This is a genomic window from Micromonospora sp. B11E3 (assembly GCF_039871625.1).
In the GTDB taxonomy this organism is placed as follows: Bacteria; Actinomycetota; Actinomycetes; order Mycobacteriales; family Micromonosporaceae; genus Micromonospora.
The window spans coordinates 1-18,677 of the sequence record NZ_JBDPMC010000104.1; the positions used below are offsets into that span (position 1 = coordinate 1).

At 73.3% G+C, this 18,677-nt stretch carries 9 protein-coding genes and 1 pseudogene; 6 read left to right on the forward strand and 4 right to left on the reverse strand.

The features are described from left to right. The coding region (locus tag ABGB16_RS30315) for a transposase (protein ID WP_347671507.1) at window positions 1-122 on the reverse strand (122 nt) is incomplete at its 3' end. A gap of 138 nt (window positions 123-260) precedes the next feature. Between ABGB16_RS30315 and ABGB16_RS30320 the strand changes: the two genes are divergently transcribed. The 3 genes from ABGB16_RS30320 to ABGB16_RS30330 are packed head-to-tail and all read left to right on the forward strand — an operon-like array spanning window position 261 to window position 3,029. Next, window positions 261-1,505: an aminotransferase class III-fold pyridoxal phosphate-dependent enzyme gene (locus ABGB16_RS30320; RefSeq protein WP_347671499.1), complete on the forward strand. Its 1,245-nt coding sequence runs from the start codon at window positions 261-263 to the stop codon at window positions 1,503-1,505. Continuing rightward, window positions 1,502-2,527: an SDR family oxidoreductase gene (locus tag ABGB16_RS30325; RefSeq protein ID WP_347671500.1), complete on the forward strand. Its 1,026-nt coding sequence runs from the start codon at window positions 1,502-1,504 to the stop codon at window positions 2,525-2,527. The genes ABGB16_RS30320 and ABGB16_RS30325 overlap by 4 nt, the downstream gene beginning before the upstream one ends. 31 nt (window positions 2,528-2,558) lie before the next feature. Next, complete coding sequence (locus ABGB16_RS30330) at window positions 2,559-3,029, forward strand: SRPBCC family protein (RefSeq protein ID WP_347671501.1); 471 nt, start codon at window positions 2,559-2,561, stop codon at window positions 3,027-3,029. Window positions 3,030-3,145: 116 nt separating this feature from the next. Here ABGB16_RS30330 and ABGB16_RS30335 read toward each other — a convergent pair whose 3' ends face one another. Continuing rightward, window positions 3,146-8,803, reverse strand: coding sequence for a type I polyketide synthase (locus ABGB16_RS30335; RefSeq protein WP_347671502.1), 5,658 nt, complete (start codon window positions 8,801-8,803; stop codon window positions 3,146-3,148). A gap of 179 nt (window positions 8,804-8,982) precedes the next feature. Between ABGB16_RS30335 and ABGB16_RS30340 the strand changes: the two genes are divergently transcribed. Further along, complete coding sequence (locus tag ABGB16_RS30340) at window positions 8,983-10,626, forward strand: fatty acyl-AMP ligase (protein ID WP_347671503.1); 1,644 nt, start codon at window positions 8,983-8,985, stop codon at window positions 10,624-10,626. Between the two features lie 24 nt (window positions 10,627-10,650). After that, window positions 10,651-13,011 (forward strand): hypothetical protein, encoded by a 2,361-nt coding sequence (locus ABGB16_RS30345; protein ID WP_347671504.1) that lies wholly within the window; start codon window positions 10,651-10,653, stop codon window positions 13,009-13,011. Between the two features lie 50 nt (window positions 13,012-13,061). Here ABGB16_RS30345 and ABGB16_RS30350 read toward each other — a convergent pair whose 3' ends face one another. Beyond that, window positions 13,062-15,212: an MMPL family transporter gene (locus ABGB16_RS30350; RefSeq protein WP_347671505.1), complete on the reverse strand. Its 2,151-nt coding sequence runs from the start codon at window positions 15,210-15,212 to the stop codon at window positions 13,062-13,064. Window positions 15,213-15,343: 131 nt separating this feature from the next. Further along, the gene (locus ABGB16_RS30355) at window positions 15,344-16,927 is read right to left on the reverse strand and encodes a class I adenylate-forming enzyme family protein (RefSeq protein WP_347671506.1); all 1,584 of its coding nucleotides are present in this window, start codon (window positions 16,925-16,927) and stop codon (window positions 15,344-15,346) included. A gap of 553 nt (window positions 16,928-17,480) precedes the next feature. Between ABGB16_RS30355 and ABGB16_RS30360 the strand changes: the two are divergent. Next, window positions 17,481-18,549: pseudogene (locus ABGB16_RS30360) on the forward strand (ATP-binding cassette domain-containing protein); the annotation flags it as partial. Window positions 18,550-18,677: the final 128 nt, after the last annotated feature.

Here is an 18,677-nt window from a genome sequence, read left to right on the forward strand (position 1 = left end):
ATCAGGTCCCGCAGACGTTCGGCGACTGGGCCGACGAGCACGGGGCGGCGGTACTTCGGGCACCACACCACGTGGTATCCGAGGCTGTACGCCGCCCCACGGTTCGTCTGATATTCGGCCACGAACCTAGTATACGCACGGCATGTAACTAACAGAGCAGCATCAGGGCAGCGATTCACCTGCCGCCTGAAGACGGCAGCCCTCTCGCCTCAAATCCGTAGACCCTTGTTCGACCGTTGTCGTTCGGGCAGACTTCCGCCGTGTCCTCCGGTGTCTTCGATCTCTACCGCCGCCATCTGGGCGAGGGGCTGGGGCGGGTTGCCGCCATGCTCCACACCCCGCTGGAGGTCGGCGCCACCGGCGCGGTGGTGCACACCGCGGACGGTCGCCAACTGCTCAACTGCGCCGGCTACGGCGTGTTCTTCGTCGGCGCCGGAAACCCGACAGTGCTCGCGGCGGTGCGCGACCAGCTCGAACGACAGGCCCTGTCCACCCGGGTGCTGCTGAACGAGCCCGCCGCCCGGGCCGCCGAGGCGTTGACCTCGGTGGCACCCGACGGGCTGGTCAAGGTGCACTTCTCCAACTCGGGCGCGGAGGCGGTGGAGACCGCGATCAAGATCGCCCGGGCGAACGGGCGGCACCGGCTGGTCTCCATGCACAGCGGATACCACGGCAAGACGGTCGGCGCCCTGTCGCTCACCGCGCGGTCGCTCTACCAGGACCCGTTCCGCCCACTGCTGCCCGACGTCACCCACGTCGGGTTCGGCGACCTGGACGAGCTGACCGCCGTCGTCGACCGCGACGTCTGCGTGGTCGTGGAGCCGGTGCAGAGCGAGGGCGGGGTGATCATCCCCGAGCCCGGCTACCTGAAGGCGGTCGAGGCGCTGTGCCGCGACCGGGGGGCGATGCTCGTCCTGGACGAGGTGATGACCGGGCTGGGGCGGCTCGGGACGTGGTGGGGCGCGGACCGCGACGGCGTACGACCGGACGTCCTGCTGGTCGGCAAGGCGCTCAGCGGCGGGCTGGTGCCGGTCGCGGCGACCCTGGCGACCGAGGAGGCGTTCTCCCCGTTCGACAAGGACCCCTACCTGCACACGTCCACGTTCTCCGCGAACCCCCTCGCGTCGGCCGCGGTCCGCGCGACGGTCGAGGTGATCCGGGAGGAGAAGCTGGTCGACCGGGCGGCCGAGCTGGGCACGCGGCTGCTCGCGGCGCTCACCGAGGCGACGGTACGGTCGATCGGGCACCTGGTGGCCGACGTACGCGGCGCCGGGCTGCTCATCGGCGTGGAGTTCCGCTCCGGCCTGCACGCCGCGGAGTTTCTGATGGACCTGCTCGACAACGACGTGGTCGTCAACCACTCGATGAACGCGCACCCGGTACTGCGGCTGACTCCGCCCGCCACGATGACGCCGGACGAGGAGGCGCGGCTGGTCGCCTCGTTCGGGCGGGCCTGCGCCGCCCTGGCCGCGCGTTTCCCCCCGGGAAGCGACTCGGCCGCATGACGCGGCGTACGGTCCTGGTCACCGGGGCCAGCGGCGTCGTGGGCACCGCCGTACTGGCCGAGCTCTCCGGGCACGACGTGATCGCCGCGGCCTACCGGCGGCTGCCGGGCGGCTCGAACCGGGTCGTCAGGCTGGACCTGCACGCCCCCTCACTCGGGCTCGACCGCCGCGCCTACCGCGAGCTGTGTGCCGAGGTCGACGCGGTGGTCCACTCGGCCGCCATCGTCAACTTCTCCGCCGACCAGGCGGAGGTCGACCGACTCAACATCGAGGGTCTCGGCCGGGTCGTCGAGTTCGCCGCCGAGGCGGACGCGACCCTGGTCCACGTCAGCACCGCCTACGTGTCCCGGTACGGCCGGGCCGGCGGCGGCACCAGGCTGGGCACCGAGAAGGTGGCCGCGCGGACGGACGAGTACGTGACGTCGAAGTACCTCGGCGAGCAGCTGGTTCGCGACAGCGGCATCGGCGCGGTGATCGTCCGGCCGGCCATCGTCATCGGCGACTCCCGCACCGGCGTCATCCGGCAGCCCCAGGGAGTGCACCAGCTCGCCGAGTACCTGGTGACCGGGAAGCTGCCGTTCATCCCGGCACACCCCGGCACGTTCTTCGACCTCGTGCCGCAGGACATGGTCGCGCAGGCGATCCGCGCGGTGCTCGACGCCGACCTGCGCAAGGGCGACTACTGGCTGACCGCCGGGCCCGCCGGCATCCCGGTGGAGCGCTACCTCGACCTGGTGACGGAGACCGCCCGCGAGTGCGGCATGGACCTGCCCGACGGCCGGATCGCGGATCCGTCCATCGTGGACCGGCTGGTGCGGCCGGCGTTCGCGGACGTCCTTCCCCCCGAGGACCTGGCGCGGCTGGACGGTGTGGTGGCCGTCTGCGGGCTGGTCATCATCCCCGAACTGCTGCCGACGTCGTTCGGCACGATTCCCGGCGGACCGGACGCGATGACCCCGGCGCAGGCCGAGGACGCGTGGCGGGTCAGCCTGCGTCACCTGATCCGGGGGTTGCGACAGTGATCCTCAACCCGAGCTGAGGAGGCCGCCTGCGATGGAGTGCTCGGTCATCGTGCACGCCCTGCTGCCCAGGGCAGACGCCAAGGAGTCGTTCGACCGGTTGGCCGACTTCGCCGCGTACCCGGAGTTCACCGACACCGTACGGACGGTCGGGGTGACCCGGATCAGCCCGACCCAGGTGGAGTCCACGTGGGAGGTGAACTTCCGCCGGGGCATCCTGGTCTGGACCGAACGCGACGAGATCGACGCGGTCAACCGCCGGATCGACTTCGAACAGACCAAGGGCGACTTCGCGACGTTCACCGGCTCCTGGCTGGTCGTCGAGGTCGACGAAGGGGTGCGGGTCGAGTTCGAGAGCCGGTTCGACCTGGGCATCGCCTCCCTGGCCAGCCTGATCGACCCGGTGGCGTGCGCGGCGATGCGCGACTCGATCCGGGACATCCTGCTCGGGCTGTTCGGCGCCGACATCGAGGTCACCGTGGTCGAGGCCGCCCCGCTCGGCTGAGCGGCCGCGGGTCGGCTGCGGGGGCGGCCGCGGCCGGGGCGGCGTCGGCGGCGAGCCCGCGCCTTCCGGTCGCCCGGGCGACCGGAAGGCGACCGCTTTCCCACGGCCGGGCGCCCCTAGTCGAGCAGGTCGAAGAAGTCGTCCCTCGCCGCGTCGACCTTGTCCGACTCCGTGTCGACCAGTGACAGCAACTGGTTCAGGGCGTCGGCGAGCCGCCTGCGCGCCACGCCGTCCAGGGTGAGGTTGGCCAGGCTGGACTCCAGGCGGGTCAGCTCCTCCAGCACACCGAGCGCGGTGGACGCCTGCTCGGGCAGCAGCTCGCCGCGCAGGTAGCCGACGAGTTCCCGCACGCTCGGGTAGTCGAAGACCACCGTCGCCGGCAGCGTGAGTCCGGTCACGGCCGCGAGGCGGTTGCGCAGCTCCACCCCGGTCAGCGAGTCGAATCCGAGCTCGGTCAGGCTCCGGGCGCCGTCCAGGTCGGCAGTCGACGAATGGCCGAGGACCCTGGCGACCTCGGCGAGCACGGTCTCACGCAGCAGCCGGTCCTGATCGGCGGGGGCGAGCCCCGGCAGGGTCCTGGCGAGGTCCGTGCCCCCCGGCCGGGTGCCGCCGGCCGGCCCGGGCACGCCGCCGGTTCCCGGGTCGACCGACGCGGTGGCCGGCCCCGCCGGGCCGATGACGTCCCTGCCGGGATCCGCGCCCAGCAGGCCGTGCAGCACGGCCGGCACCGACCGCCGGTCCGGCCCGCCGAGCAGGGCGCCGTCCACGTCGACGAGGACCGGCGTCGCCGCGTCCGAGTCCAGCGCCCGATCCAGCAGGTCCAGTCCGCGTCGCGGCGGCAACGGCGTCAGCCCGATCCCGCGCATCCGGCGCAGGCCGGTGGCGCCGACCTGCTCGGCCATCCCGTCCGGCAGCTCCCACAGGCCCCACGCCAGCGACTGCGCCGGCAGTCCCTGGGCGCGCCGGTGCTGTGCGAGGGCGTCGAGGTAGGCGTTGGCGGCGGCGTAGCCCGACTGCCCGGGCGAACCGAGCAGGCCGGCGGCGGAGGAGAAGAGCGCGAACGCCGCCAGGTCCGAGTCCCGGGTCTGCTCGTGCAACCGCCGTGCGCCGTCCGCCTTCGGCCGCAGCACCTCGGCCACCCGCTGCGGGGTCTGCGCCTCGACGACCCCGTCGTCGAGCACGCCGGCGAGGTGCAGCACCGCGGTGAGCGGATGCTCGGCGGGGATGGACGCCAGCAGGTCGGCCAGGGCCGCCGGGTCGGCGACGTCGCAGCCGACGGCGCGCACCGACTCCGCGCCGAGCGCGGACAGCTCGCCGACCAGGTCGGCGACACCGGGGGCGTCGGGACCGCGCCGGGAGGCGAGCACCAGGTGCCGGGTCCTGCCCCGCTCGACCAGGTGCCGCGCCACGAGGCGGCCGAGGGCGCCGGTCGCGCCCGTGACGAGGACGGTCCCCTGCGGGTTCCACGGTCGCGGCCCGGCGCGGGTGACGGCCGCCGGATCGGCGGGGGTCCCGGTCTCCGGAGTGAGGCTGTCTGCGGGATCCGACCGGTGCAGCCGGGGCACGAGCAGCGCACCGGCCCGAACGGCGATCTGCGGCTCGCCACCGGCGCCGGCCACCCCGAGCGCCTGCCGCGACGCCGGGTCGTCGTCCAGGTCGACCAGCGCGAACCGGCCGGGGTGCTCGGACTGCGCCGACCGCAGCAGCCCCCACGCCGCCGCCTGGCCCAGGTCCCGGGGCCGGTCACCGGCGGCCCAGCGGGTCACCACCGCCAGCCGGGCGGCGCCGTACCGGGGGTCGGCCAGCCAGCGGTGTGCCAGGTCGAGCGCGGCGGCGACGACGGGCTGCGGGTCGTCGCCGCCCGGCGGCAGTTCGGCGAAGACGACGTCGGGCACCGGGTCGGTGTCCGCCAGCTCGTCGAGCCAGACGACGGGCTGGTCGGATCGGGCCGGAGCCGTCGGCACCCAGCGCAGCTCGTACCCGCTGCCCGACCCACCGGCGGACGGCCCGAGGGCGAGCCGGTCGGGGGTGATCGGCCGCAGCGCGACGTGCCGGACGGACGCGACCGGCGTACCGGACGAATCGGCGAGGACGACGTCGACACCGTCGCCGTCGCGGGTCAGCCGGACCCGCAGCGCCGTGGCGCCCCGGGCGTGCACCTGCAGGCCGGCCCAGGAGAACGGCAGCGCGATCCCGCCGCTTCCGCCGGCGTCGTCGAGCAGGCCGAGGGCGTGCAGCGCGGCGTCGAGCAGCGCCGGGTGCAGCAGGAACCGCTCGGCCGTACCGGCGGCGTCGGCGGGCAGCGTCACGTCGGCGAAGATCTCGTCGCCCCGCTGCCACGCCCGGCCGACGCCCTGGAACACCGGGCCGTAGTCGTAGCCGCCGGCGCGCAGGCGGTCGTAGAAGCCCTCCGTGTCCAGCGGCGCCGCGCCCGGCGGCGGCCACAGCTTCAACCGGGTCGCGTCGCTGCTCCGTGCCGCGGCGACGGCTCCCGTCGCGTACGGGGTCCACCTCCCGCCGGGTGGGCGCGCGTGGATCGTCAGCGGGCGGGTCGCGTCGCCGTCCGCCCCGGCGACGACCACCCGGGTCTCGACGGCGCCGTTCTCGGGGAGCACCAGCGGCGCCTGTAGCAGGAGTTCCGCCACCTCGGGGCAGCCGGCGTGGTCACCCGCGCGCGCCGCCAGCTCGGCCAGCAGCGCGCCCGGTACGACGACCGTCCCGCCCACGCGGTGCTGGGCGAGCCACGGCTGGGCGGCGATCGACAGCTCACCGGTCAGGGTGAGGCCGGCGTCGCCCGCGGCGTCCAGCGTCTCGACCGGCTCCCCGAGCAGCGGCCGGGCCGCTGGCGTCAACCAGTACCGCCGATGCTCGAACGGATAGGTGGGCAGTTCCACGGGCGGGACGTCCCCGCCGACCAGCGCCGCCCAGTCGACGTCCACGCCGCCGGCGAACAGGCGGGCCACCGCCTCCCGGGCGGAGTCCTGTTCGTCGCGCCCGGTACGCAGCAGCGGCACGGCGAGCGTCGGGTCACCCGTGTCGTCGGTGGCGTCCAGGTCGCCGACGCAGTCGAGCACCATGGCCGACAGCACGCCGCCGGGCCCGACCTCCAGGAACCGTTTCACCCCCTGCTCACGTAGGCGGCGCACGCTCTGCGCGAACCGCACCGGTTGCCGCGCGTGCCGGCTCCAGTGCCCGGGCGTGATCATGTCCACCGGCAGGCCCGTCTCGTTGGCGACCAGCGGGATCCGCGGCGGCCGGTGGGTGAGGTCCGCCTCCAGCTTGGCGAGGTCCGCGAGGATCGGCTCCATCAGGGGAGAGTGGAACGCGTGGCTGACCCGTAGCCGGCTGGTCCTGCGGCCCTGTGCGGCGAACGCGTCGGCGACGGCCTGCACCGCGTCGTGCGGGCCGGCGACGACGACCGAGGTCGGGCCGTTGACGGCGGCGAGCCCGACCCGCGCGGCCGGGGCGGCGAGCAACGGCTCGACCTCCTGCGGGGTGGCCTGGATCGCGACCATCGCGCCGCCGGAGGGCAGCGCCTGCATCAGCCGACCGCGGGTGGTGACGAGGCGGGCGGCGTCGTCCAGCGACAGCGCGCCGGCCACGTGGGCGGCGGTGATCTCCCCGATCGAGTGGCCGAGGACGAAGTCCGGCCGGACGCCCCAGTGCCGCAGCAGCCGGTACAGCGCCACCTCGACGGCGAACAGCGCCGGCTGGGTGTACCGGGTCTGTTCCAGCAGGTCCGGGTCGCCGTCGATGACCGCGCGGACGGGACGGTCCAGGTGCTGGTCCAGCGCGGCGCAGACCTCGTCCAGGGCGGCGGCGAACCGCGGTTCGGCCGCGGCGAGGTCGCGCCCCATGCCGGGTCGCTGCGCCCCCTGGCCGGGGAAGACCAGGGCCAGCCTGCCCTCGGTGGCCGTGCCGGTGATCACCGCCGGGGTGTCCTGCCCGGCGGCGAGCGCCGCGGGGGCGTCGCGGTGGAGCACCACGGCGCGCTGTTCGAACGGGGTACGTCTGGCCGCCGCGGCCGCCGCCGCGCGGGTGGGCAGGTCGGGGTGGGCGCGCAGGTAGGCGTCGACGCGTCGGGCCTGCTCGCGCAGCGCGGGGACGGTCCGCGCGGACAGCACCAGCGGCGCCGGCCCGGCCTCCCGGTCGGGCGGCCCGGCGGGCTCGTCCCGCGGTGCCTCCTCGACGATCACGTGGGCGTTGGTGCCGCTGATCCCGAACGAGGACACCGCCGCGCGGCGTGGCCGGGCACCGGCCGGCCACGGTTGCTCCTCGGTGAGCAGCCGCAGCGGGCCGGCGGACCAGTCCACGTACGGGGTGGGCTCGTCGACGTGCAGCGTGCGGGGCAGCCGGTCGTGCCGCAACGCCAGCACCAGCTTGATGACGCCGGCCACGCCGGCCGCCGCCTGGGTGTGTCCGATGTTCGACTTCACGGAGCCGAGCCAGAGCGGGCGTTGCCGGCCGGGGCCGTACGCGGCGGTCAGCGCCTGCGCCTCGATCGGGTCGCCCAGCCGGGTGCCGGTGCCGTGCGCCTCCACCGCGTCCACGTCGCGGGCGTCGAGTCCCGCGTCGGCGAGCGCGTCGGCGATCAGGCGTTGCTGGGAGGGGCCGTTCGGCGCGGTGAGGCCGTTGGACGCCCCGTCGGAGTTGACCGCGCTGCCGCGCAGGATCGCCAGGACGCGTCGGCCGTGGCGGCGTGCGTCGGCGAGCCGTTCGAGGACCAGCACACCGGCGCCCTCGGCCCAGCCGGTCCCGTCGGCGGACGCGGCGAACGACCGGCACCGGCCGTCCGGGGACAGCCCGCGCTGGCGGCTGAACTCGGTGAACACCAGCGGCGTCCCGATCACGGTGACGCCGCCGGCCAGTGCGAGGTCACACTCGCCGGTACGCAGCGAGCGGGCCGCCAGGTGCAGCGCCACCAGCGACGACGAGCAGGCGGTGTCGACCGAGAGCGAGGGCCCCTCCAGGCCCAGCGTGTAGGACACCCGGCCGGAGACGATGCTGGACGCGTTGCCGGCCATCAGGAAGCCGGCGACCTCCGGCGGGATCGCGCCGAGGCGCGGGGCGTAGTCGCCGGCGACGACGCCGGTGTACACGCCGGTGCGGCTCCCGCGCAGCGTGCGCGGGTCGATGCCGGCGCGCTCCAGCGCCTCCCAGGAGATCTCCAGCATCAGCCGCTGTTGCGGGTCGGTGGCCAGCGCCTCCCGGGGCGACAGGCCGAAGAACCCGGCGTCGAAGTCGCCGGCGTCGTAGAGGAATCCGCCGTGGCGGGCGTAGGTGGAGCCTGGGTGGTCGGGGTCGGGGTGGAACACCTGCGGGTCCCAGCCCCGGTCGGTCGGGAACGGCCCCACGCCGTCGCGGCCGTCGGCCAGCAGGGCCCAGAAGTCCTCGGGGGTGGCCGCCCCGCCCGGGAACCGGCAGGCCATCGCCACGATGGCGATCGGCTCGGACCCCGACGGGGTGCCGTCCGGCCTCTCGGCGGCCCCTGGCGTCACGGCGGCCGGTTCCGGTTCTCCGTCCCGGCTGCCGACCTGCTCGGCCAGGTATCCGGCCAGGGCCGCCGGGCTGGGGTAGTCGAAGGCGAGGGTGCCGGACAGTTGGAGCCCGCTCGCCTCCGAGAGCCGGTCAGCCAGTTCGAGTGCGGTCAGTGAGTCGAAGCCCAGGTCGGCGAAGGCGCCGTCGGGGGTGACGTCACCACGCGGCCGACCGAGCACCTCGGCCGCCTGGCCGCGTACGAGATCCAGCCACCACTGCCTCTCGGAGTCACCCATCCAGGCGGCCGCCTTCCGCGATCGTCGACGCTGGTGCCGCGGTCAGCCACCGGGCAGCGGTCATCCTGCATCGACGACGGCGGCCAGCACAATCGACCGTACGGACTCCACAAAGGAGGCTCTGGTCTTTCGCCGACCGCCGTGTCTAGGCTGTCCCGCATGATTCTGGCGGTAATCCGGTGAGCCGGTTCGTCGACGCCGTCGTGGCCACCGCGGTGCGCTCGCCGCGCGGCATGGTCACCGGCGCCCCCGCGAACCCGAGGCGGCGCAGCTGGGGGCAGTTGCACGAGGCGGCCCGGCGCACCGCGGCGGCGCTGGTCGACGGCGGGCTGGCGGCCCGTCAGGCGGTCGCGGTCCTGGCCGGTGACCCGGCGGAGGTCGCGCGGGCCGCCCAGGGGACGTGGCTGGCCGGCGGCAGCGTGACCATGCTGCACCAGCCGACCCCGCGGACCGACCTGTCGGTCTGGCGCGACGACACGCTGCGCGTCCTGCGCATGATCGACGCGCGTCTGGTGCTGGTGGGCGCCCCGTTCGAGGCGATGGCCCGCGTGCTGCGCGAGCAGGGCATCCCCCATCGGATGATCGGCGACCTGGACAGCGACCGGGAGTTCACGGTGGTGCCCGCCGCCGAGGACGACACCGCGCTGCTCCAGTTGACCAGCGGCTCGACCGCCGAACCGAAGGCGGTGCGGATCACCCACCGCAACATCCACACCAATCTCGTCGACACCAGCGCCCACCTCGAGTGCGGCGAGAACGACGTGCTGGTCAGCTGGCTGCCGTTGTTCCACGACATGGGCATGGTCGGCTGCCTGCTGCTGCCCATGTTCAGCGGCATCGACCTGGTCATGGTCACTCCGGCGGAGTTCCTCGGCCGTCCGATGGTGTGGGCGGAGCTGATGAGCCGGTACGGCGGCACGATCACGGCGGCGCCGAACTTCGCGTACGCGATCCTGGCCCGGCAGCTCGCCCGCGCCGACGCCGGGTCGCTCGACCTGTCCCGGTTGAAGTCCCTGTGCAACGGCGCGGAGCCGATCGACCCGTCCACGGTGGAGGCGTTCGTCGCGGCCGGCGTGCGGTTCGGCCTGCGGCCCGAGGCGGTGAACTGCTGCTACGGCGCGGCGGAGAGCGCACTGGTCATCTCGCTGTCGGCGCTGTCGGAGCCGATGCTCCTCGACACCGTCGACGCCCTGGAGCTGGAGAAGAACCGGCGGGCGGTACCGGCCGGCGACGACCACCCGACGGGCGTCCGCCGGCTGCCCATGCTCGGCGTCGCCCTCCCGAGTGTGGCCGTGCGGGTCGTGGACGACTCCGGCGCCGAGCTGGACGACCGTGAGGTGGGCCGGTTGCAGCTGCGCGGCGAGTCGGTGACGAGGAGCTACCTCACCGAGGACGGTCCGGCCCCGGCCCTGGACGACGACGGGTGGTTGGACATCGGCGACGAGGGCTACCTGGTCGACGGCCAGATCGTGGTCTGCGGGCGCCGCAAGGACGTCATCATCATGGGCGGGCGCAACATCTACCCCACGGACATCGAGCGTGCGGCCGCCGGGGTCGACGGCGTCCGGGACGGCAACGTCGCGGCGGTGCGGCTGCTGGCCGGCGACGGTGTGCTTCGGGAGTCGTTCGCGGTGCTGGTCGAGTCACGGCTCGTCGGTGACCCGGCGGCCGAGCGGGCACTGTCGGACGCCGTCGCCAACCGGATCGTCGCCGACGTCGACGCCCGTCCGGCGGAGGTCGTGGTGCTGCCGCCGGGCAGCCTGCCGAAGACACCGTCGGGCAAGCTGCGCCGCGCGGCGGCCCGCTCGCTGCTGTCCCGTTGACCACCCGCCGCCGGAGGAGATCCCGTGCGATCGCTTGACCAGGCCCGCGCTCTGTGCGAGTCGTACCTGCCGGGGCTGCTCGACGGGTTGTCGAAGGTCCCGTTCGCGCAACGGGAGTCCTCCGGCGGCGCCACCCTGCCGGTGTTCCGGGCCAGCGGCGGCCCGAGCCTGGTGATTCCGAAGGACTACGGCGGGCTCGGCGCGTCCCCGTTGGAGGCGGTACGGGTCACCCGCGCCATCGGCGCCCACGCCCCGTCGCTGGCGGTCGCGACCACGATGCACCACTTCTCCGTGGCGACGCTGTTCACCTTCGCCGAGAGCATCAAGAACTCGGGCATGGAGTGGGCTCTGCTGGAGGCGATCACCAGCCGCAACCTGCTGGTCTCCTCGGGCTTCGCCGAGGGTCGCCCGGCCCAGGGGATCCTCTCCCCCACGATGACGGCGACGCCGGTGGACGGCGGCTACCGGATCAACGGGTCGAAGAGGCCGTGCAGCCTGAGCCACTCCATGGACCTGCTGACGGCCAGCGTGGCGGTGCCCGCGCCCGACGGCGGTCAGCAGACGGCCTTCCTGCTCATGCCGGCCACGCTGCGCGGCGTCACGCGGCACCCGTTCTGGGGCAGCAGCGTGCTCGCCGGCGCGGAGAGCGACGAGGTCCGGCTGACCGACGTGTTCATCGAGGAGGAGCTGGTCATCCCGACCGAGAACGGCCCGGACGGGATGCTCGACGACCTGCAGACGGTCGGGTTCATCTGGTTCGAGCTGCTCATCACCGCGTCGTACCTGGGCATGGCCAGCGCGCTCGTCGAACGCGCGTTGGCCGGCGGGCGCGGCGCGGCCACCGACCGCGCTGCGCTGGGCACCCGGCTGGAGACGGCGACCCAGCTGCTGGAGGGTGCGGCCCGCGCCATGCAGGCCGGCGAGACGGACAACGACGCGCTGGCCCGGGTCCTGATGGCCCGCTACGGGGCGCAGGACGCCATCACCGACGCCGCCCGTCAGGCGGTGGAAATGCTCGGCGGCATGTCGTTCATCCGCTCCCCCGAGGTGGCGTACCTGGTCGCGGCGTGCCAGTGCGCCGCGTTCCACCCGCCGTCGCGGGGCAGCGTCGCGTCGCCGCTGGTCGACTATCTGGACGGCACCCGCCCGTTCATCATGGACGACGCCGCCCCGGCGCCGGCCGCACCCCCACCGGGCCCGCAGGTGGTGCAGACAGCGGCGGTGCGGACAGCGCCGGCGCCGCAGGCGCCCGTGGGCCCGCCGGTCGGCGCGCCCGCGCCCGGCCCCGCGGTCGAGCCGGTCCAGGCCCCGGCCTCCCCCCGGCCCGCCGAGGCCGCGGCGCCGGTCACCGTGCCCGGCCCGCGCCCGCAGCCGGTGGTCACCTACAGCCCGCAGCCCGCCGCCCCCCGCGCCGACGGGCGGTCGGGTATGACGGCGGACGACGCCGCCGACTGGGATCAGGCATCGTCCCTGTTCGACGGCGCGGAGGGGATCCGGCTCACCGCACGCGACTGCGACCTGCGGTACTGGTTCGCCAACGTCCCGCAGCGCACGCTGCGCGGTAACATCGTCGGCTACCCGCCGGAGCTGGTGACCCCGGACTTCCTCCACGAGCCGGGCCCGCTGCGGGACGCGCTGGTCCAGGAGGTCGCGTTCCGGGCGCTGGCCGAGGAACGGGCGGCCCGCGCGATCGGTCACATCGTGGCGTGCGCGCCGGACTCCGCGACGGCGGAGTTCTACGCCACCCAGCTGATGGACGAGACCCGGCACGCGATGATTTTCCGGAACCACCTGCGGAACCTCGGCGTCGACGAGCGGGACGTCGCCGCCGTCATCGCCCGGCAGACCGCGCACGACAAGGCGGCCATCCTCGATCCGTTGGAGGAGTACGGCATGCCGATCGTGCGCGAGCAACAGGACTTCGTCGGCGGCGTGGTGCTGCTGACGATCCTGGTCGAAGGGTTCCTCGCCCCGTCGTTCGAGCTCAGCGAGCGCAAGTGGCGCCCGCTGGACCCCCGGATGGCGGACATGGAGAAGGGCGCCGCCATCGACGAGGTGCGCCACCTGGCCGTTGGCACGTCGATCATCCGGGAGCACCTGCAGCGGCACCCCGACGAGAAGGACCGCCTCGTCGAGCTCATCCGCGACGGCATGCGGCTGTGGGAGCAGTTGCCGGTGTCCGACCAGCTCACCCGGTGGGAGAACTGGTTCCAGGAGGGCATCGCGCCGCACCTGGCGACGATCGGCGACTACGAGGTCTGGGACGGGCGGCGGCTGGTGGACACCACGCCGGAGGAGCGCATCGAGAAGGCCGTCGAGGTCACCAGCATCGTGCACTCCACCCGCCTCACCGACATGGGCCTCGGCCGCGCGTTGATCTATTGACGGTCCCCGGGCGGGGGCGACGCGGGTCTCCCCGGCGGCGGCGGGAGGCCCTACGCCGCCGCGCGTTCCCCGTCCGGGTGGCCGCTCTCCGGGCGGATTCCCCACCGGTTGTAGAGCGGCCGCAGCGGCCCGGGCACCCACCAGTTGAGCCGGCCGAGCAGCCGCATCGCGGCCGGCATCAACAGCGCCCGGACGATGGTGGCGTCGACGACGACGGCGAGCGCGAGCCCGATGCCGATGATCTTGACGACGAGCACGCTCGCGGTCGCGAACGACACGATCACCACCACCAGCAGCAGCGCGGCGCTGGTGATGATCCGGCCCGACCGCTGCAGCCCGACCGCGACCGCCTCGGTGTTGTCGCCGCTGAGGTCGTAGTGCTCGCGGATGCGCGAGAGCAGGAACACCTCGTAGTCCATGGACAGGCCGAACGCGACGGCGAAGATCAGGATGGGCTGCACCACGTCGATGTTGCCGGTGGAGGTGAACCGCAGCAGCCCGGCGAGGTGGCCGTCCTGGAAGACCCACACCACCGCGCCGAACGCCGCGGTCAGGCTGAGCACGTTCATCAGGATCGCCTTGACCGGCAGCACCAGCGAGCCGAAGGACAGGAACAACAGCACGAACGTGGTGACCACGACGAGCAGTGCCATCCACGGCAGCCGCTGCGCCAGCATGTCCATCAGGTCGGCGAACCCGGCGGCGTCACCGCCGACCAGCACGGTGCCGGAGGGCGGCGGCTCCACGCCGCGCACCGCGTCGACCAGATCCCGCCCCTGCTCGGAGATCGGTTCGGCGTCGAACCGGACGGTGATCCGCGCGGTGTCGCCGGCCAGGCCGGTGAGGTCCGCCTGCCGCACGCCGGGCAGCGCCGCCACCCGGTCGGTGTACGCGGCGAGTTCCTCCCGGCCGGGAGAACCGGTGGCTGGGCCGTCCAGGGTGACGATGGCCTCGATCGGCCGGGTGACGCTGTCCGGGAACGACCGCTCGATGGTGTCCTGGACCTGCCGGCTCGCCGCCGAGGTCGGCAGCACCCGGGTGTCCAGCCAGCCGTAGGAGATGCGCAGGAACGGCAGCCCGAGGACCACCAGCAGGGCGATGACCGCGCCACCGACCAGTACGGGCCGGCGCATCACGGTCCGCGCGATCCGCGCCCACGCCCCGGAGTTCGGGTCGGGCTCGGCCGGCCCGCGGCGGCGCTCCCGCAGCCGCGTACCGAGCAGGGCCAGCATCGCCGCCATCACGGTCATCGCGAAGAACCCTGCCAGCAGCACCGCGGCGACCCCACCGACCGCGATGGACCGGAGGAACACCTGCGGGAAGACGGCCAGGCTGGCCAACGCGAGCGCGACGGTCACCGCGGACACGACGATGGTCCGGCCCGCGGTGACCATGGTCCGCCGCAAGGCCGCCGGGACGGGGTGACCCGCGAGTTCCTCCCGGAAGCGGCTGACCATGAACAGGCTGTAGTCGACGGCCAGCCCGAGGCCGAGCAGCGTGACCACGTTGACCGCGAAGATCGAGATGTCGGTGAACTGGGCCAGCAGCCGCAGGCCGGCCAGCGAACCCACGATCGCCAGCACCCCGACCACGATCGGCAGCAGCGCCGCCAGCAGGTTCCGGAAGATGAGCACCAGCAGCAGGAACAGGATCGGCAACGCCAGCGCCTCGGCGCGGGTCAGGTCCGCCCTGCTCTGGCTGTTCACGTCGTCGATCAGCGCCAGCGGCCCCCCGACGGTGACGTCGAGGTCCGGGCTGGTCAGGCTGTCCTTGACGGCCAGGTAGTTGGTGAGGCGTTCGTTCTCCGTGGCCCCGGCGACCTGCGCCGCCGCGAACGTCTCGCGCCGGTCGGTGCTGACCAGGGCGGGAACCCTGGCCCGCCAGTAGTCGGTCACGCCCTCGATCCGGTCCGCGGGGAGCCTGTCGAGGACGCGCCGGGCGGCGTCGGCGTACGCGGGGTCCTCCACCGTCCACCGGTCGCTGCCGAACAGCACGACCACGTCCGCGTCGTTGCGTCCGAGCGCCTTCCGTTCGGCCTCGTCGGCGCGGGAGCTCTCACTCGCCGCGTAGGTGAACCCGCCGGCGGCCAGGTCGTCGAACGCCCCGGCTCCCCAGGCGCCCGCGCCGACCGGGAACACCGCGGCGGCGGCGATCACCCACCAGCGTGCCCGGTACGCGAGCCGGCCGAGGAGATCCAACATCACGACTACCCTTCGCTCGACCGCGGTGCTCCGGAATCGGCACGGCGGAGGTGGCCGCCGCGACCCGAACGACGCGGCGCCGGCACAGCCGGAACCGGCGCCGCGTCGATGTGTTCAGCGGATGGCGGTGGTCAGGTCCAGCGCCCGATGCCGATGGCCTGCGCATCGGAGAGCAGCTTCTCCCGGAGCGCGACCCGGCGGATCTTCCACGTCCCGGTGCGCGGGAACTCGTCCCACTTTATCTGGATCGGCGGGGCCATCGGGCTCAGGTCGGCGACCGCGCGTTCCCAGTCGGCCTTGTCCAGCGGGACGTCGTCCGCCGTGCTGACCACGGGTACCGGCAGGCCGCCGGCGACCGGCAGGACGATCACCTCGGTGGTGTAGTCGATCCGGTCGAGGATCAGGTCCTCGAACTCGATCGCGCTGCCGCCGGGGATCCGGTCGATCTCCCGGTCCACGATCCGCACGGCGCCCCACTTGTTGATGATCGCGAGGTCGCCGGTGTTCCACCACCGGCCGTTGCACTTCAGGTCGTGCCGGTCCTGCTCGCCGACGTAGGCCAGGCACCGGCCCGGCTGGTCGATCTCGATCAGGCCCACCTGGCCGCGCGGGACCTCCTTGCCGGTCTCCGGGTCCACCGCGCGCATCTTGGCGTGGAACGGGATGGGCCAGCCGATCAGCTGCGTCGGCGACGGCCGGTGCCCCTTGCGGCGCACCACGAAGCGGAAGAACGGCCGGATGCACAGCGCGCCGTTCTCGCTCTGGCTCCACGACTGGACCCAGATCGGGAACCGACGCTTGGTGGCGGCCATGAACGTGCGGATCGTCCGGGTGTGGATGGCGTCGAAGGAGTTGACGTACTCCCGCACGTTGCTGAACAGTCCGGCGGGGTCGCGGGCCAGCGGCTCCCAGGCGAGGTAGATGTTCGGCAGCGCCTCCACCAGCGTCGGCTTGTGTTCGGCCAGCAGCTCCCGGATCCGGGGCGAGAGCGGGTCGGACAGGTAGAGCACCCGCGGGCCGACCGCGGCCATCGCCAACTGCATCGTGGTGAGCCGTTCGTGCGTGTACGGGTCGCAGAACGCCACCGTGTCGCTGCGCCGCAGGCCGAACCGCGGCCACCGCTCGGTCTCCACGATCGCCATCGCGTAGATGGACTCGGCGGAGTGCATGACCAGCTTCGGAATGCCGGTGGTGCCGGAGGTGTGGGTGATGACCACCGGCTCCTTGAATTCCCGCATGTTCGGCTGGACCGGCGGCGCGTCCTTGAAATCGTCCAGGTGCAGCACGTCCGGCCGGTCCGCGACCGCGTCGACGCTGATCGTCCGTACGGTGAGGTCCGCCACCACCGCCGGGGTGATGCCGCACTTGTCGAGGTGCTTCTGGTCGGTCAACAGGAACGGCCGCTCCAGCCGCTCCAGCATCGGAATCATCGCCTCGGGCCCGTACGAGCCGGAGAACATGCAGGGAATGGCGCCGATGCGGGCGATGGCGCACCCGAGGATGACGATGTCCAGGTGGTTCTGCTTGAGGATCGCCACCCGGTCCCACGGTCGCACGCCCGCCTTGTGCAGCCAGGCCGCGGCGCGGTCGACGAGTTCCGCCCACTGGGTGTAGGTGCGGGCCTCGGCGCCGTCGGGGTCGATGTCCGGCGGGCGGTCGACGATCACCAGCTCGTCCGGCGCGGTCTTGGCCGCCACGTGCCAGGTCTCGCCCATCTTGGAGTGCTTCGGTACGCGCGAGAAGGGGCTCAGCCGACGGCGCCAGCGAGTGGGCGTGAACTCAGTGAGAAACCGCGGAATGGGCCGCTGCGGCTCGACATCGTCGCCGGTGACCGTCGAATCGGCAGGTGAGGCCACGAGCACGTCCTCCTGTTGTCGGGGCGTGGGAGATCGGCTGACGAGGAAAAGATCATCGGCCGTCCAATTGGCCGGTAACGATATCGACATTGTTCGGCGCAGACCAGATCTGGGTGGCTGGAAAACCACCCCGAACGCATCCGACCTCCGGGCCGTCCGACCAGTGTGGACAGATTGACGACCGGCCATAATGCCCCGTCGGCGACCTGGCGGGACCGGGATTCCACGGGCGCCGACCACCCCGGAGACCCTCGCACCCGCGAGCCACGACACACCCGACCGTTGGGACGCGTGTTCGACACGCCGTTTACCGCGTGACTCCGCCCGGTTGCGGAACGTAGGCTCGGCTGGCGCGGGTCCTCCCCGCCGCACCGGAGGCGCCGACTCCCGTCAGCACCCGTTCCCGGCGGCACGCCGGGCGCGGCTGTGGCTGCTGCACCGGCTCATGGCCGAACGCGACTCCGCCCCCGAGCTGCGCTCCTACGGGCTGCGCCGGTTCCTCCTCGACCAGTACGACCGGGTCATGGGGGTGGAGACCGACATCCAGCTCGCGCTCGCCCGGCGGGTCACCACGACGACCACGGTCGGGGCGATGATCGCCGGAGCCGCCACCGCCGTGGTCTACGTCCTGCTCGGGCTGCTGCTGATCGACGGGCAGATCCCCCTCGCCGCCGCTACCTGCGTCGTCGCCGTGCAGTCCGCGCAACGGTCCCTGTCCGTCGTCACCTTCCAAATCGACGGCGTCTACACCGAGGGCCAACACTTCCGTGACTACACCGGGTTCATGGACCGCGCCACCGCCTACCTGCCCGACCCGGCCGCCGACGCCACGGACGGCCTGGTTCCCGACCGGCTGCGTGAGGTGACCGTCGACGCCGTCAGCCTGCGCTACCCCGACCGCGACGTCCCAGCCGTCGACCACGTGACGCTCACAATCGAAGCCGGGCAGACGGTGGCGTTCGTCGGGGGAGAACGGCTCCGGCAAGTCGACCCTCGCCGCGATGATCGCCACCCTCAGGGCGCCCAGCGAGGGCAGCATCTGCTGGAACGGCCGGCCGCTGTCCGAGTGGGACGCCGACGCGCTGCGCGCCCGCATCGCGGTCGTCACGCAGGAGTACCACAAGTGGCCGTTCACCGCCGCGACGAACGTCGCCATCGGCGACGTCGACACCGAGCCCCAACAGGACCGGATCGAGGCCGCCGCCGCCCGCGCCGTCGCCCACGACATGATCACCGAACTGCCCCACGGGTACGAGACCCTGCTCGACCGCACCTTCGCCAACGGCCAGGACCTCTCCGGCGGGCAGTGGCAGCGCATCACCGCCGCCCGCGGGTTCCTCCGTGACGCCGAACTGCTGATCATGGACGAGCCGTCCTCCGCTCTCGACCCCCGCGCCGAGGACGCCCTCTTCCAGGCCATCCGCGACCGGCAGGGCCACGCCACCACGATCCTCATCACGCACCGCCTGGCCAACGTCCGTCTGTCAATCCCCTGAAAGCGTGGAGGGCTGTTTAAGCTGCCTGAGCCAGGCGGGCTTGGGCGATGAAGCGTTCGTAGTCGATGGGTGACATGCCGTCGCAGGCGCTGTGGCGTCGGCGGGTGTTGTAG

Excerpts from the sequence above, each read along its gene's own strand:
- ABGB16_RS30330 (WP_347671501.1), top strand. The coding sequence starts at position 2,559 with ATGGAGTGCTCGGTCATCGTGCACGCCCTGCTGCCCAGGGCAGACGCC.
- ABGB16_RS30335 (WP_347671502.1), bottom strand. The coding sequence starts at position 8,803 with ATGGGTGACTCCGAGAGGCAGTGGTGGCTGGATCTCGTACGCGGCCAG.
- ABGB16_RS30355 (WP_347671506.1), bottom strand. The coding sequence starts at position 16,927 with ATGGGCGAGACCTGGCACGTGGCGGCCAAGACCGCGCCGGACGAGCTG.
- ABGB16_RS30350 (WP_347671505.1), bottom strand. The coding sequence starts at position 15,212 with ATGTTGGATCTCCTCGGCCGGCTCGCGTACCGGGCACGCTGGTGGGTG.
- ABGB16_RS30325 (WP_347671500.1), top strand. The coding sequence starts at position 1,502 with ATGACGCGGCGTACGGTCCTGGTCACCGGGGCCAGCGGCGTCGTGGGC.